This is a genomic window from Legionella sp. PATHC035, assembly GCF_026191115.1.
Taxonomy (GTDB): domain Bacteria; phylum Pseudomonadota; class Gammaproteobacteria; order Legionellales; family Legionellaceae; genus Legionella.
On record NZ_JAPHOT010000001.1, the window covers coordinates 3,685,029 to 3,699,289 of the forward strand.

Genomic DNA, 14,261 nt, shown 5'->3' on the forward strand with positions numbered 1-14,261 from the left:
TAGAGTACTCGGAAATCATCTAAATGACATGCTTGTATGACATTGCTGGCAGCTCTGAAAAGATTTGATATAAAAAAATACGCTCCTAAAGGTTACAGGGTACAAAAAAAGGTGACTATCCCAAATTATTCAACCATCATTTAAAAGTTGTTTTAACTTTTCCATGAAGCATTTTGCTTTTGGATTATAAAATACACATAATGAACAGCATGGGATCATTGTATTTTGTATGAAAGACGTCGAACTATTAGATATTGCCCGAAAAGCATGTGCGTACGCTAGGAAAAATATAAAACAAAGCGGAACCACACCTGAAGTAGAATTCTATAAGGAGAATGCAGCTTTATTTAAGGAAGACATGGCTGCAAAAAGAAAAAAAGAACTGAAAGATAAATATCCTGAGAGGTATAAACAATTTGAAAATGAGGGGAATGATGAAAGTAAAATATTTAGCCGTTTAGAATTTTGGGATACGACTGTACTTGAGAAACAAGTAGCTGAGATGCGGGGACAAGCGCAACAATTATGGAAAGCTTTTTGTGCAAAAAAAGGTATTAGTTTAAAATCTGAGCACGGTGAGTCCGTTAGAAGGCATGCTTTAGAATACCATTTCTTAAAGAAAGAGATAGGTAATTGCGGGGAATTTAGCAGACTGGCCTTTAATTATATTCAACAAAACTATCCTGAAAAGCTTGATGATATGAACCTTCATGTCCTTGGGGTTCATGGTAACAACCATGTGGTAGTTAGTTTGGGCAGTGATGAAGATAGGGTTATATGTGATCCTTCATTGGATCTTGTTTTTAAATTAAAAGATGAGTCCGAGAAATTGTATGATTTTTTTTATTCTGGAGGGAAGAATAAATATATTCGAAGTTATTCCTCAGATCCTCAATTAATAACCCTAGATCCTGACCTTATAAAATTGGACATAGATTCCAAAGAAGGAAGGCTTCCTCAAGAAGAAATAGATGAGATATATCAATTAGGAAAGGAATTAGAACAATCTAAGGATTTGCCAGTCAAACGAGTGCCGACTGTTGAAAAGAAGCTCGTGCAGCAGGAATCTTTTAAAGAAATTTGTGAGAGAGCAATCAATGCTAAGTATAGGAAACCATCAGAAACCTCCCATCCTAACGAAAGGCTCATATATGCTTTACAAAAATACATTCAAACAAGAGCTAAAGAGGCGAAAGTTGTCTCAGATGGTGAAGTTTCCTATGACGAGACGAACACTAATCCCCATCCTTTAGCTAAATACAAATATAAAATTATGTGGTGGAAATCACAGTATACCGCTAAAGACAAGATATGTACGGCACAAAAGGTAATCGACATATTAAATAGTCCTGGCAAAGATACCATTACAGAACATGAATTAGAGATCCTCAAGGATGGTCGTCTTGGTTCAGATACCGGGCAATTTCTCAGTATCTTAGAGGAACTTTGTGAAAGACAGAATAAATTGCAAGTAAAAGGCTCCTGATCAGGTGATCTTTATTAGAATTCTCTTAAGTTAAGAATTTATTTATAAAAAGCACTTGCTCAGAAAATATACCAACCCAACCTGATATTTTTTATATCCTAGCTTCGGATGCGATGAATTCTTTGTTTATTAAAATGGGCCATAAGGCCCATTTCTCAAGTTAAATTTTTAGTTTGGCGACACTGCCACTAAATCCTACTCCAAAGGAAATAAGCAATAGAGAACCATTTACCTTTTGCTGATTGATCAGTCTTTCCAGCATGAATCCTAAGGAACAGGAAGATAGGTTGGCATAATTTTTAAGTATAAAATAAGAAACGGATATTTTGTCCATTTGATCATCGAGCATTAGACTTTTTTGCACGGCACTAATAATTTTTTTACTTCCAGTATGGATTAAATAAAAATTAATATCCTCTTTTGTAAGATGGTCATTATTATGACTTATGGCTTGGCGTAATAACAACTCACTATATCGTGCTCCACGTGCAGGAACCACTTTTCCCAAGGTATATTGGGGAAAGTTTTCATAACATGGAATCTTGCTTCCGCCTTCATTCATGCAGAGTATTTCACTGTCTCTGGCATCAATATTGGTCAAGTGATAGGATTCAAAACTATCCTCTTGAGTTCCGTGACCTAATAGTATTGAAACGGCTCCATCACCGAATAAATAGCTATTAATCAAATTATTTAATGCCATCTGCGCCTCTTTTTGTTCAGTAAGGTCCTGAATTTCCCTTATTTCACCAAAAGAAACTATAGACTTATTGGCAAGCACAGATGAAACCATGGCTGTATGGGTTTCAGCAACAGAAATAACTACATGTTTATGGGGGTGTGACTGTAAAAAGTAGGAGGCAATCTCAAAGGCCTTTATTAAAGCGCTGCATCCCTGGTTTTGCATGTTAATAATATTAATATCATGCGGCATCATATCATCATCCATCATAGAAATAAGCTCATATGCCATACAGGGTAAAGGCCTTTCGGCAGTATTGGTGACTGCTATCAGTAAACCAACATCTAAATCGTGAGGAAATTGCGCTAAACATTTTCGGATAGAATTTGCGCCCAATTCATTGACACCCGACATCAGCTTACGTTGCTCTTCACCAGCTAAATATTGGGGATAATTTTCAACAACTGAATATCGTTTATCTATATCCATGGATTGAAGCATATCAAGTACTTGCGTACTAAGATGTCCTGATGCTTTATCCAAAAGGTCTTTGCTTGCTACACACTGTTGAGGTAAATCAGATGCAACACTTAAAATCTCTAAAGAGCCCATACCATTTTCTCCCAATTAATGTTAACCAGGTTAGAAATAAGGTCTATGCAGTGATTTTATTTTTAATGATGTTGTTTTTAAGAATCAAAACTCGACACAGCCATCAACAACAATGAAATTGCCAACTAACCAGTTATATACATCAAACTGTTTCAACTAAATAACTCTTGATGGAAAACCAACAAGTAGTATTTTTGAATGTAGCACATAATCAAACAAATTGTGCATCTGCTAACAAAAAAATTACAAAAATCTTAATTCAGTAAGCTCATAATGGATTTTAATCATTAAAATTCTTTTATAATCATCTCTGATCGAAAAAACAGACTTATTGAACCCAATACCCAAAAAATGATTTGCAGTGCAACATTTTTTTAAATCCAGCGAAATATTTGTTTCGTTCTAGCCATAAAAAGGCATTTTGATAGTTACAATCGTCGACATTGATCTCTTGCTCTTTCATCATCGATTTGTGAACGACTGATGGCAAACATAGCTATTGTGATATTCTTTTCAGTCTATTATTCGCGTTTATCAAATAAAGGGGGCTAAGGTACGTGTCAATGTATAAACATTTTGTCTCCCCTTAAGGAGCCAGTTTTAAAGATTTTTGGTCCTATGGTTTGATGTTTGTTAGGTGTGCATTGAGGTACTATAACCTGGCGACATACCCAACTAGGCTGGCTCAACACATCGTTTGGGACTAGGGAAATCTTCCCGGGGGGAGCGGATTAACCCTCCTTAAGTTTTCACGCAGCTGGGAGAGTTCGTTAGTTCTGACTTTATCAAGGTGCGCTAGGGCTGCCAAATCATAGACTGCACAGGCTGTCGCCCACCCCAGAACACCGGCTACAGGCTGCGTGGCCCCGCGAATCACAAAATCAATGACTGGATTGCCAGAGTCCGAAATCGCCAAGGGAAACCAAGAGTCTTCCTTTCGGGTTCTAAAATTATAAAAGCCTAACTCCCGTGGCAAAGTTTTTTCTTTAAACGTAGGTAGCGGGTCAAATCCACGATCTTTCCGGCAATATTCATTGGCTACATGGACAGGTACATCGCGCTGCAAGATAGCTACTTTCCTCCAGGCAGCCTCCATAGCCACCCAATTTCGTGTGCTCAACCAGGTGTCGTAACCCTCAATATAATATTTTAGAGCTGTTTTGAGTGGGGTAAAATCAAAATGTTTGGAACCCTTAGTCTCGACGCCATGTTGAATGTACGTCAAGCCATTCTTTTCGATATCCTCACAGCGTTTGAGCATCGCTGCTCTGGTTTCTGCGTCCATGTATTTTTCCAGCATACGGCACATGTGGGTGTCCTTTGCCCAGTAGGCGTATTCATATGCAGTGATGTTCTTAAATGTTCTACCCGAATAGTCAGTTAATGTGCCGCACTGTAATTGCAATTCAGGGTGCATATCGACTATTTTTTCTGCTCTATCCTGTTGTCCTGTTGCTGTATTCAACAACAATAAAGAGAGTAAATCGCCCAGTCGATTGGGTTGGAACAGCACATGTGGTCTTTTGTTTGTTCGTATCAGTGCGCTGATATCTTTATCGGTTTTGTGTTCTTTCTTTTTGAGATAGTCGCCAATTATTGTGAGAGTCTCGTTAGAAATGGTTTCGAAGTAGGGAAACTCATTCATTACATCAATTATCTCTTGGGGCAAGTCGTGAATCTCTGATAAATTACTTATCAATTCAAGTTGCTGATTGGGAAGCAAATGATGAAAATTCAAAAATTGATTTTTAATTTTATGGGGTATGCCTGCAAATGCATTATTGTTCTGTTTCATTTGTTTGACAACCTTTGCATACAACGATTCAAAATGAGTACCTAATTCAGGCTTTTCAATTTTGTATTCTGCCATGTCAAAACACACTCAAGTGATATAGTTGGTGCAAATTGTATCATAAAATGTTCTTTATGTGTAAAATTTGACTATAAGGCCTGGAATTATTTCTTTTATGTGTCAGGAATTTATTTTTAAAACACCCATGAATATTCGATTCAATGATGAGAAAACTAGCAATCCTAGTAAGATTGGATCTCAATGTTGAGCATACGGCAAGCATTTAGGATTTCTTCAACGCATAACTCATTATCATTAGAATAATAAAAGAAGTCCCTGTGGATGTTACTACTGATAGAATTTAACGAGCAGCCATAAATTGAGGAAATAGCGCTCTGTCTGCCGTCAGAAAGACTCACTCTGTTGTAATCACTGGATAAAATGCAGGTCATTTCTGGGTTATTAGAAAAAATGGAAGTTAAAAAGAATGAATTAAAACACTGACAAGCGAATACATCGTTATCAAACAATAAAAAAGCTGCAATCACTATCTTTAAAAAAGTATTTTTTAAAGTGAGTATCATGATCAGTACCAAAGCAAATCCATTTTTTAAATTATAGAATACTGATGCTTATATTGTTCGTTTGTACTGCCTAAGGTTGCAATACGTTGTGGAAAAAATCCTACTTCTAGCTTTATGCGGTTCAATGAGGCATGTATTGAGGTTTACTCGTTACCTGCTCATCACAAAATTGCACTAAGCCCTCAATACTTCGAACTCTCCATAACACCCATGCCCTCTGTACTATATTATTCGAAATCTTGTGATGCGTTCAGTAGTTTCATTCGCCAATATTTTTTTAATTTGCTCGGTTATTAAAGAAAGTTGATCTTCTTTTTTAATAACAAAAACAGAATTAAGATAAGGTTTTTTACTCATTTGAGCGGCTAATATCAATGCCATATCATCGCCTTGAACCAATTTTAACTTAGTAAACAAATAATCGATTCGTTCTTCTGCAATCCTTTTAAAATGGGAAAGTCTTCACTGGTCTGAAAATTGGGGAAAAGTTGCAGTATTATTTTATGATATCCATAATTTATCTGTTTTTAACGTTGAAAAAAGAGATGGAGCATCGTTCAAGATCCAACTAAGCATCTCTTGGCTTTCCGATTCTAAAGCAACATCAATTAGACTTTTGTCGGCTTGCAAATGATAACTGACTGACGCCCGGTTTCTTTTTATCCCGCTATGGCAGTTACTTATGTAGAATAAAATTTTGAAGGCATGATTTTAGCGCTACACTACCAAGCGAATGGTATTAAGTGATAAGAATCCAAATCTTTGGTTGGGGGAAGTATCGTTAAAAATTTCTTTTGAACCTACTACAGGTCTTGACTCCGCTATGACTCAAACGACATCCTTGGTAATGTCTGTTATGAGCCAATTAGGTCACTTTAGCTCGAGATATTAATAATATCCAAAAAAAATGAACCATCAGAGCTTGGCTTTGGTCAAATCGATTGTGGAACTAAAGCAAAAAATTGATTTATCCTTAACAGGAGGAAGTCGAAGCAAATAATTCATTCAACGAGAGTCAAGTTGGTATGAATACCTCAAATCAGATGCTTGCGTGCAGGCATCTTTAACTTATTGCCCATAAAATAATTTATCTGGTATATTTGTGTATTCCGTGTTCGAATTCAAGCCCTTCGTTCAATTGATGTGCTAATTCAGTTTAGCTCCCGTAAGACTGGTTTTAGAAATTAACTGCAAATTAAAATCCGAAATAAATAAGCGAGAATTATACATGAAGCTGATGTCTGTTATTGGTATAAACCTTGAAATAACAAAATGGATAGTAACTGAGTCCAAATCTCCATTCGATGAGGAGGATAATCTGTGTGTTTATGAATGTCCCAAATCAGAAGATGCTGAGCAGATGCTGGAAACAATACAATCAGCATTCGAAACAAATGATTCTATGGATTTTGATGGAAGAGAGCATGAATCCCCATTATGGGATTATTATTTGGATACGCATGGAAATTATGTGGTTGCATCCATGAAATTTTTGGAAAAATATTTTGATGGTAAAGTTGAGGAAGTTCATCATGAACCTAAATTTGATAAAGAGTTTTTCTTAATCGATAAGGTAATGAATGACGAGAATGAGTACTTGCGGCCCCGTTTGATTTTAGTACGTACCAATGAAAACTCAATAACAATTAAACGTATGGTACCGGAACAAATTGGGGAGCCCGATTTAATTGATTTTGCGGAAGAATTTCTAGGAGCTGCTCCCTATAGTAAAAGGTATAAAGAGAGTACTGCACAGATAAAGGCAGCATACAGTTTTAATGGACTATTTTTACCTGGTGATAATTTTAATGTACTTTGGTTGCCTGCTAAACCTTATCAAGGACATGCGATGTATACAGCCTATGGTTGTTCGAGTCATAGGATTGCTAAAATGTTGGCAGCAAAAATTAGAGATGATAAAAAAATGAAAGAGATTCCACCTCTAAGTAATAGTGAACACATGACTATGGCGTGTGAGGGACCTATTTTACTGGTTTCAGGTGATTACTTAGAACAAATTTATGGTAAACCCATTTATGTTCCTCTCATCAATGATTTGGTTAAGCAAGGCCTTGCAGATAAACAGGCGAAAGAGCGAGCTACTGTTGTAGATAAAGTTTATCTGGAATGGGATAAAAAAGCGCAATCAAAAAGTCAAACTCATCTTTTGAAATTACAAAACAAAACCACACCAACGTTCTTCGCATCTCAAATAAGTTCAATTGGAAATAATAGTAAACCTCAGTGGGTATCTTCATCGAATGGTACAAGTGTTGTTCCAGCATCTAATACGCTTCTATCTCCTGGCACTTCTATTGAGAGGAATACTGTTGTTCCTCAACCCGATCCACTGCCGTATCCTTTTCCAGTGACCCAAAGTTCTACTCAGAATACAACAAAACTGGTTGCTCCGGGAGCTCAATCAATGTTCCATGTTTCTGATGAAGAAGAATCTTTAAAAGAACTTACTGAGGAAGAATTTTTGGGATTCTTCCAGTGATAGAAAAATGGTCGTTCAATGCTCCAGATTCTAGTTTTGTTAAAAAGAGCTCAATACATTTAATTTATTGAGCTCTTTTTAATTATCAATACATTCGACCCCTCCCTAATTTTTGCAATAAATGTCTGCCCCAGTTGAATCAATAGGCACTAAATTTCAGGTTATTCTCAATTTGCTACACCAATCGTAAAATAAATACAGCTTTGATATGGATTATTTTTTTTCTTCATTCTATGAATGCCTAAATCATTATAAACACGCTTGTAGATGATTTTATCGTAATGCAAAATTTGTCCAAGCCACCCAAGGTTCATGCTCCTGGGTAAATTATCACCCACATGGCATAATGGTTAAAATTAAATCACAGTGGTTTGATTGCGATTAAAAAATCAATTTAAAATTTTTTTTATGCAGGCTCTATAATCCTTATGAGCATGACAAGTCAAAATGGGGCAGGGAGCATGGTGTACTATGAAGTTAAGTGTTAATGGCAAGATCTTACTTAAAGTAACTGAGGACGATATCAACGAAGAAGGTGCTTTTGATATTCCAGCAGGGGTTACCACTATTGGAGAAGGGGCATTTAGAAACTGCAGTAAATTAAAGTACCTATTATTCCAGAAGGGGTTGTTTCTATTAAAAGCTCGGCATTTATGTACTGTAGTGAGTTGCAGAGCATTGTGATCCCACCTGGGGTTACCTCTATTGAGGGTTATGCATTTTATGGTTGCAGTGGAATACGCAGTCTCGTTATCCCTAAAGGAGTTACCCGAATACCTATGAGGATATTTTATGGTTGCAGTGGATTAGAGAGCATTATTATTCCTCAAGAGGTTACTGCTATTGAATTCGGTGCATTTTATGGTTGTAGTAGATTACAAAGCATCATCATCCCAGAAGGGGTAACTTCTATTGGGGCTGGTGCATTTAATGGTTGCAGTGAATTGCAGAGGATCACCATCCCCAAAGGAGTTAGCAGTATTGGCAACCAAGCTTTTATGGACTGCTGTAGGTTACAGAGCATCACCATTCCTGAACAAGTGACCTCTATTAATTATGAGGCTTTTTATTGCTGCAGCAGATTGGAGACAATAACCATTCCGAAAGGGATTACTGCTATTGATAAATCAGCATTTAATGAGTGCCCTAGCTTGCAAAGCATCGTGATTGATAGCCAAAGTGAGGCGATCAAAGAACGAATTACTGCATTATTACCTAAATCGTTAAAAACCAAGTTAATCTTGAACGAGCTTGCGGAGGAGGTTTTTAAATTCCGCGATGCGGAACTGTCTCGTCTGATGCAAATTCCAGAAATTAGTCCCTTATTTCGTTTTTTTCATATGAAGTCACCCCATCGTTCGCGGGTTCAAGGAGAAAATGGAGTGGAGCGAGAATGCAGCAAACTGCCTGATGAACTGTTGCAGACGATAAATTGTTTTAGTGATGATAATCGCTATTATAAAAAAGCACGAAGACGCATACTGGGTTTGCCTTTACCTGCCAATCCAGAGAAATTGCTGGATTATAAAAACAAGGTAACCACAATAGTTAATGAATGCGTGAGCAAAGCAAAAGAGTTCACGCAATATATCAATGCGACACAGGAGCAGGGATCAAGACGTAGGACGGAGGAGGGCAGAACGAAGGTCGCTTTGAGCAGGTAAGGATGGAGTTTTTGCTCATTTCTGGATGCGTTTTCATTAATTGGGGGAAGATAATGAAGTTACATTACATCGATAATTTCTTAATACCATTTATTATTTGGGTCAAATATAATATATGTCTGGATGGATAGTAAAAAATATAGAAATAAAACCATAAACTTCTATAATAATACCTGCATTATTTTTTTACGATATTTCTATGTTTCGAATTGCACTGTTGCTGTGTTTTATCAGTTCATTTGTTTATGCTCAAACACCAGAATCTTTTTCAGAGTCCAAGATAATTGCAGCTCAATTCTTAATGAAACATCATGAAACCATTTATTTTCCATGTACTAATGGAGATAAAAAAGTGGGTTTGGCGAGTTGTGGTATGCCGGCTGAGGATTCCATGAAACATGCTTTTTGCATTCAATGGAAGCATGTTATGGCGGCCGAGTATTTTGGACGGCCATTTGAATATTGGCGCGAGCCAATGATGGAAGAGGATCATCGCCGGCCTTATAAAGGGCGAAGATGCTGTGAGAAGTTCGATGAGCAATTACCTCATGTGGAAGCTGACCTCTATAATTTATGGCCAGAAATTCGCATGATGAATCAAGCCCACTCGAATTATCAATTGAGTGGGCTACATCAACAAATTGATTATTTAGGGTGTGCGATGAAAATCGATAAAGGTTCTCATTGTGCGGTACCACCTGATTCAGCCAAAGGCGTTGTCGCGCGTACTTTTTTGTTTATGGCGGAACATTATGGACTTACCTTAAGCCCATCACAAAAAAAATTATTTATTGCCTGGAATAAAGCATTCAAACCTAATCTATGGGAAAAACAATTGGCCTTACAAGTGGCGTTGATTGAGGGATATCAAAGCTCCTACATGACTCATTGGCAAGTGAAGGCACATATAGCGCTCTGAGCAGGAGCCACGGTTGCAGAGCCTATACTGCCACTTGCTGGTTATAATTCCTTTTGAATACACCTTTGAATACTGGAAAGTTCCAGTCAGATGCTTTTTGACCTGGGAATGCTGCACCGGATTAAGATGAATATAATTCTGGTGATGCTCCTAATTTCATTCATCTCTTATCAGCAGTTCCCCAAAACATCAACGACTGTCGTTTGCTTCTTCTTACAACTTGATACTTATCCCAGGGGAGGAGCTATTGCTTTGAGTTTCTATGTTATATAATTCTATCGCAGTGTGCATCATTTCAACTGCCTCATTAAATTGACCTTGAAGATCCTCAGGAAGTTGCTTTAGATAATTAACGGTATCGATGTTATTTGGTGCAAAAAGTTCACTTGAAAGATAATTGGGATTTCGCAAAACTTCCCTCATTTCGTTTTCAAGACATAAATACTCCTCAACCATCTCTTTAACCGACCAGCCAGGAATATTATTTGAATTTGTTAATATAACAGGTAATAAATTGTTACTCATCAATAAATAAAAGGTTAATAGCATGGAACATGTACGACCCACACCATCAGGGAATGGGTGATGTAAAACCGTGAATTTTATATATTTGAATATGGCTGTTAATTTCTCCTGCTTTGAATTTGATTCTGCGATTTCTTTTCTATAAGTCATTAAATGTGAGTGACACACTTCATTAAGGTATTGTTCTACATCAACAATCTGTTCATTCATCTCAGAGGATCGGATGCTTATTGCCTGTCCTTGCTTGAGCATATCCCAAATAAATTGAGCCTTTTCTCTAGAATCAAAATCTTTATCCCTTGTGCTGATAAGAACGTTACCATTATTAGCAATAAAAGAGATTCCTCTACACTCAGCAGTCTTCATATATTGCAAAATTTCAAAAATACCATCCAATGTATTTAGTTTCGAGTCCAATCTCCATCCAACGAACGAGTTTTTTCTGAACTCACCTGGTCTTGTAATCGTAAATAGATTCTTGACACATTGGGTACATGAGGCATGAAGAGATTTTATGAATTCTATATCAAGAACCGTATCAGGCTCATGTAACTTTTTTATAATTAGGACAAAACCATGAGCCATACCAAGCAGATAACCAGGCTCTGATTGCTCAAAACCGGTCCAGCATCTACGCTTTTCGATATAGTCTTTAAGTAATTGTTGGTCATTTTCCTCAAACTTAAAAAAATGAATAATTAAATTCAACAAATTTAAATTAGAGAATTCTCTGGTTGCCAGCTGATATAGTTCATTGAGTTTAACCGTTTCGAGATACTCCATGATTTCCTCTTTCACGAGGATCCTATAAGCGCCATGAAAATTAATTTTTATACCTTCCAGGCATTTAATAAGCAGATCGTAAGCAAATTGTCTGTCATCATATCGCGATCGTTCAACAAAAAAACGCCAAAGTTCGATGCATGGAAATTGGTTTAAGAAATATTGAGTTATGTTTTTTTCACTATCAGATGCTGAGAAAAAAGTTTTTTTCATTCGAAATACCTCTGTATTTTCTATTCTTTGTTTTGCAATAAGCTGAAGCACCGGTGGACAATGTTCATTCGATAAAAAGTAGATATGTATCAACAAAAACTATGGAGTAATTCGTGAGCAGGAGTTTGGGATTTGTGAGTAAGAAACAGTCTGTTACCCCTTCGGGAAGCATGAAGAATCGAACCTTTTGTGCTTAAAAATACATAAGGGACTTTATGATATATCGGGATTGATTCACTTAAATACCTACTCCAACAAAGCTGTGCTATTGCTCATAGTTTATTGATTGAGAGTAACTAAGTTTACCTGTCCTCCATTCATCCATGCTTGACATTCGTCTTATAATTGGATGAACAATTAATATTCAGGCCAAATTATATCTGGGGTTTATTAAGAGATTATTAAAAAACTTAAAAAGCAACTTCGAATGGCTCAAATGACCAGCTACAAACTGTTAACCGTGAGCAATTGCTCTACATCTGCTTTAGATAGGATGAACAATGCATGATTTGATCACACGGTAATTTCAGGTAAAGTACTTATGAACAAGCAAGTGAGAGTTGAGATTATGAGCGACGGCATGCATATTGTTTGTCCACGCTGCCATACCTTCAATACGGCTACAAATGGGGCCATAAATAAAGGGTCCAAGGATTCATAGCTCTGCTCCAAAATTAAAACTTATCAAAAGCATAGAAATTAAACCTGGCTTTATGAGTTAATTAATATAAATCATACAGAAAATGAGGATAGGTCGTGAATGAAATTCATCCATAATTGAAAACCTGCCACATATCCGCATATCAAAAAGAGATCAAAACTGAGCTGAGTATGGGAAAATTCAAAGCACTTATTTTAACTTAGGGATAATGAACTATGATGGACAAAAATGAGAAGCAGACAACGTTAATTAAAAAAAATAACAACTTTGCTATTCCTACAGGATTAGTTGCTCAAAAAAGAGCAGAATTAATTGCCGCAAAAGAACAGTCCAGTTTGAGGGCATTGGCACCCGTGGATGCCACCCCTCTGACTCATCTTACCAAGTCAAGACCAAAATTTGAGCACAGAAAACCCTCACCAAAACGACGAAAAGCGAACCAATTAGCACTCGATTTTTTAAAAAAGAATGAGCAAATCCCAAGTGAATCTCCCGATAGGGACTCAACTACAGATTCACTCAAAGTGTTGAAGAAAAGCATAGAAGATGCATGGATTGCTTACAATAAATACTATGAACTGGGTGTCAATACTGGCCAGCCTAATGGATGGTTTAGTTGGTGGCGCCACGGAGTTCATGGGCAAAAAAAGGCGCAATCGGTTAAAAGCGCAGCCTTGGCAAGCGACAATCCTGATGTAATTATGCAGCTGATGGAACGTTTTTTTGAGGATCCGAATACACGATTTGAAAATCATTCATTTGCCTCTTATTTATTTAATGAATTCAATCGCTTATTACAAGGTGATGAATATAAACTACAAGCGGGAAAAACTTATGATAGCAACTACTGGTATACTATTGCTGAACAATTGCGCTCATTATTGACTCAAGGCGAGTATGAGCATAGCTCGTATACAACATAGCAATGATCTTCGTTTAAAAACTCTGAGGGTGCTATCGGTCATTTTAATAATTGCTGTACCTCGTTCAACGGGTACAGCTTTTTTTGATTTTTACTTGGAAATGGCGCGCCCGGAAGGTTGGCTAAGGCGAATAATTTAGAATATAGAATTAATTTTAATCGATACCGAGATTCGAGGAAGGATGGATTCGTCGTTCACTTTGTTCGCTCCTCACCGCTTTGCGGCGCGCTAAAGCGCGTCCAAAATGCTGCGCCGCACTTCGTGCTTTTCGCTGCGCATTTTGTCGAACCTCTTTCGGTTCGAACACTTCCGGGCCAAAGACATTGAATGTCTTGGCAACTATTTCGGAGTGATTTTACTTTTTGATTTTTACTTGGAAATGGCGCGCCCGGAAGGTTGGCTAAGGCGAATAATTTAGAATATAGAATTAATTTTAATCGATACCGAGATTCGAGGAAGGATGGATTCGTCGTTCACTTTGTTCGCTCCTCACCGCTTTGCGGCGCGCTAAAGCGCGTCCAAAATGCTGCGCCGCACTTCGTGCTTTTCGCTGCGCATTTTGTCGAACCTCTTTCGGTTCGAACACTTCCGGGCCAAAGACATTGAATGTCTTGGCAACTATTTCGGAGTGATTTTACTTTTTGATTTTTACTTGGAAATGGCGCGCCCGGAAGGTTGGCTAAGGCGAATAATTTAGAATATAGAATTAATTTTAATCGATACCGAGATTCGAGGAAGGATGGATTCGTCGTTCACTTTGTTCGCTCCTCACCGCTTTGCGGCGCGCTAAAGCGCGTCCAAAATGCTGCGCCGCACTTCGTGCTTTTCGCTGCGCATTTTGTCGAACCTCTTTCGGTTCGAACACTTCCGGGCCAAAGACATTGAATGTCTTGGCAACTATTTCGGAGTGATTTTAC

Annotated in this window: 13 protein-coding genes; 6 read left to right on the forward strand and 7 right to left on the reverse strand. The window is 37.5% G+C overall.

Annotation, left to right across the window (positions count from 1 at the left end):
- Positions 1-229 precede the first annotated feature (229 nt).
- Complete coding sequence (locus OQJ13_RS15970) at positions 230-1,486, forward strand: hypothetical protein (protein WP_265711845.1); 1,257 nt, start codon at positions 230-232, stop codon at positions 1,484-1,486.
- A gap of 160 nt (positions 1,487-1,646) precedes the next feature.
- On the opposite strand, the gene OQJ13_RS15975 is transcribed toward OQJ13_RS15970, so the two are convergent.
- The 3 genes from OQJ13_RS15975 to OQJ13_RS15985 all read right to left on the reverse strand — a co-directional run bounded on the left by OQJ13_RS15975 (position 1,647) and on the right by OQJ13_RS15985 (position 5,537).
- A complete protein-coding gene (locus tag OQJ13_RS15975) occupies positions 1,647-2,780 on the reverse strand; it encodes a 3-oxoacyl-[acyl-carrier-protein] synthase III C-terminal domain-containing protein (RefSeq protein ID WP_265711846.1) in 1,134 nt (377 codons plus the stop codon).
- Between the two features lie 703 nt (positions 2,781-3,483).
- Complete coding sequence (locus OQJ13_RS15980) at positions 3,484-4,650, reverse strand: hypothetical protein (protein WP_265711847.1); 1,167 nt, start codon at positions 4,648-4,650, stop codon at positions 3,484-3,486.
- A 728-nt stretch (positions 4,651-5,378) separates the two neighbouring features.
- Positions 5,379-5,537, reverse strand: coding sequence for a hypothetical protein (locus tag OQJ13_RS15985; protein ID WP_265711848.1), 159 nt, complete (start codon positions 5,535-5,537; stop codon positions 5,379-5,381).
- 847 nt (positions 5,538-6,384) lie between these two features.
- Here OQJ13_RS15985 and OQJ13_RS15990 point away from each other — a divergent pair.
- From OQJ13_RS15990 to OQJ13_RS16005, 4 genes are all read left to right on the forward strand, one after another.
- Positions 6,385-7,656, forward strand: coding sequence for a hypothetical protein (locus OQJ13_RS15990; protein ID WP_265711849.1), 1,272 nt, complete (start codon positions 6,385-6,387; stop codon positions 7,654-7,656).
- 471 nt (positions 7,657-8,127) lie between these two features.
- A complete protein-coding gene (locus OQJ13_RS15995) occupies positions 8,128-8,340 on the forward strand; it encodes a hypothetical protein (protein WP_265711850.1) in 213 nt (70 codons plus the stop codon).
- Entirely contained in the window at positions 8,310-9,320 is a 1,011-nt protein-coding gene (locus OQJ13_RS16000; RefSeq protein ID WP_265711851.1) for a leucine-rich repeat domain-containing protein, read from the forward strand. Before OQJ13_RS15995 ends, OQJ13_RS16000 begins: the two co-directional genes overlap by 31 nt.
- A gap of 199 nt (positions 9,321-9,519) precedes the next feature.
- Positions 9,520-10,239, forward strand: coding sequence for an endonuclease (locus tag OQJ13_RS16005; RefSeq protein ID WP_265711852.1), 720 nt, complete (start codon positions 9,520-9,522; stop codon positions 10,237-10,239).
- A 213-nt stretch (positions 10,240-10,452) separates the two neighbouring features.
- Here OQJ13_RS16005 and OQJ13_RS16010 read toward each other — a convergent pair whose 3' ends face one another.
- Entirely contained in the window at positions 10,453-11,760 is a 1,308-nt protein-coding gene (locus OQJ13_RS16010) for a hypothetical protein (RefSeq protein WP_265711853.1), read from the reverse strand.
- Positions 11,761-12,636: 876 nt separating this feature from the next.
- On the opposite strand from OQJ13_RS16010, the gene OQJ13_RS16015 reads away from it, so the two are divergent.
- Entirely contained in the window at positions 12,637-13,344 is a 708-nt protein-coding gene (locus tag OQJ13_RS16015) for a hypothetical protein (protein WP_265711854.1), read from the forward strand.
- 154 nt (positions 13,345-13,498) lie between these two features.
- Here the strand turns inward: OQJ13_RS16015 and OQJ13_RS16020 are convergent, their stop codons facing one another.
- From OQJ13_RS16020 to OQJ13_RS16030, 3 genes are all read right to left on the reverse strand, one after another.
- The gene (locus OQJ13_RS16020) at positions 13,499-13,651 is read right to left on the reverse strand and encodes a hypothetical protein (protein WP_265711855.1); all 153 of its coding nucleotides are present in this window, start codon (positions 13,649-13,651) and stop codon (positions 13,499-13,501) included.
- 126 nt (positions 13,652-13,777) lie between these two features.
- Positions 13,778-13,930, reverse strand: coding sequence for a hypothetical protein (locus OQJ13_RS16025; RefSeq protein WP_265711855.1), 153 nt, complete (start codon positions 13,928-13,930; stop codon positions 13,778-13,780).
- 126 nt (positions 13,931-14,056) lie between these two features.
- Positions 14,057-14,209, reverse strand: coding sequence for a hypothetical protein (locus OQJ13_RS16030; RefSeq protein WP_265711855.1), 153 nt, complete (start codon positions 14,207-14,209; stop codon positions 14,057-14,059).
- Between the last annotated feature and the right edge of the window lie 52 nt (positions 14,210-14,261).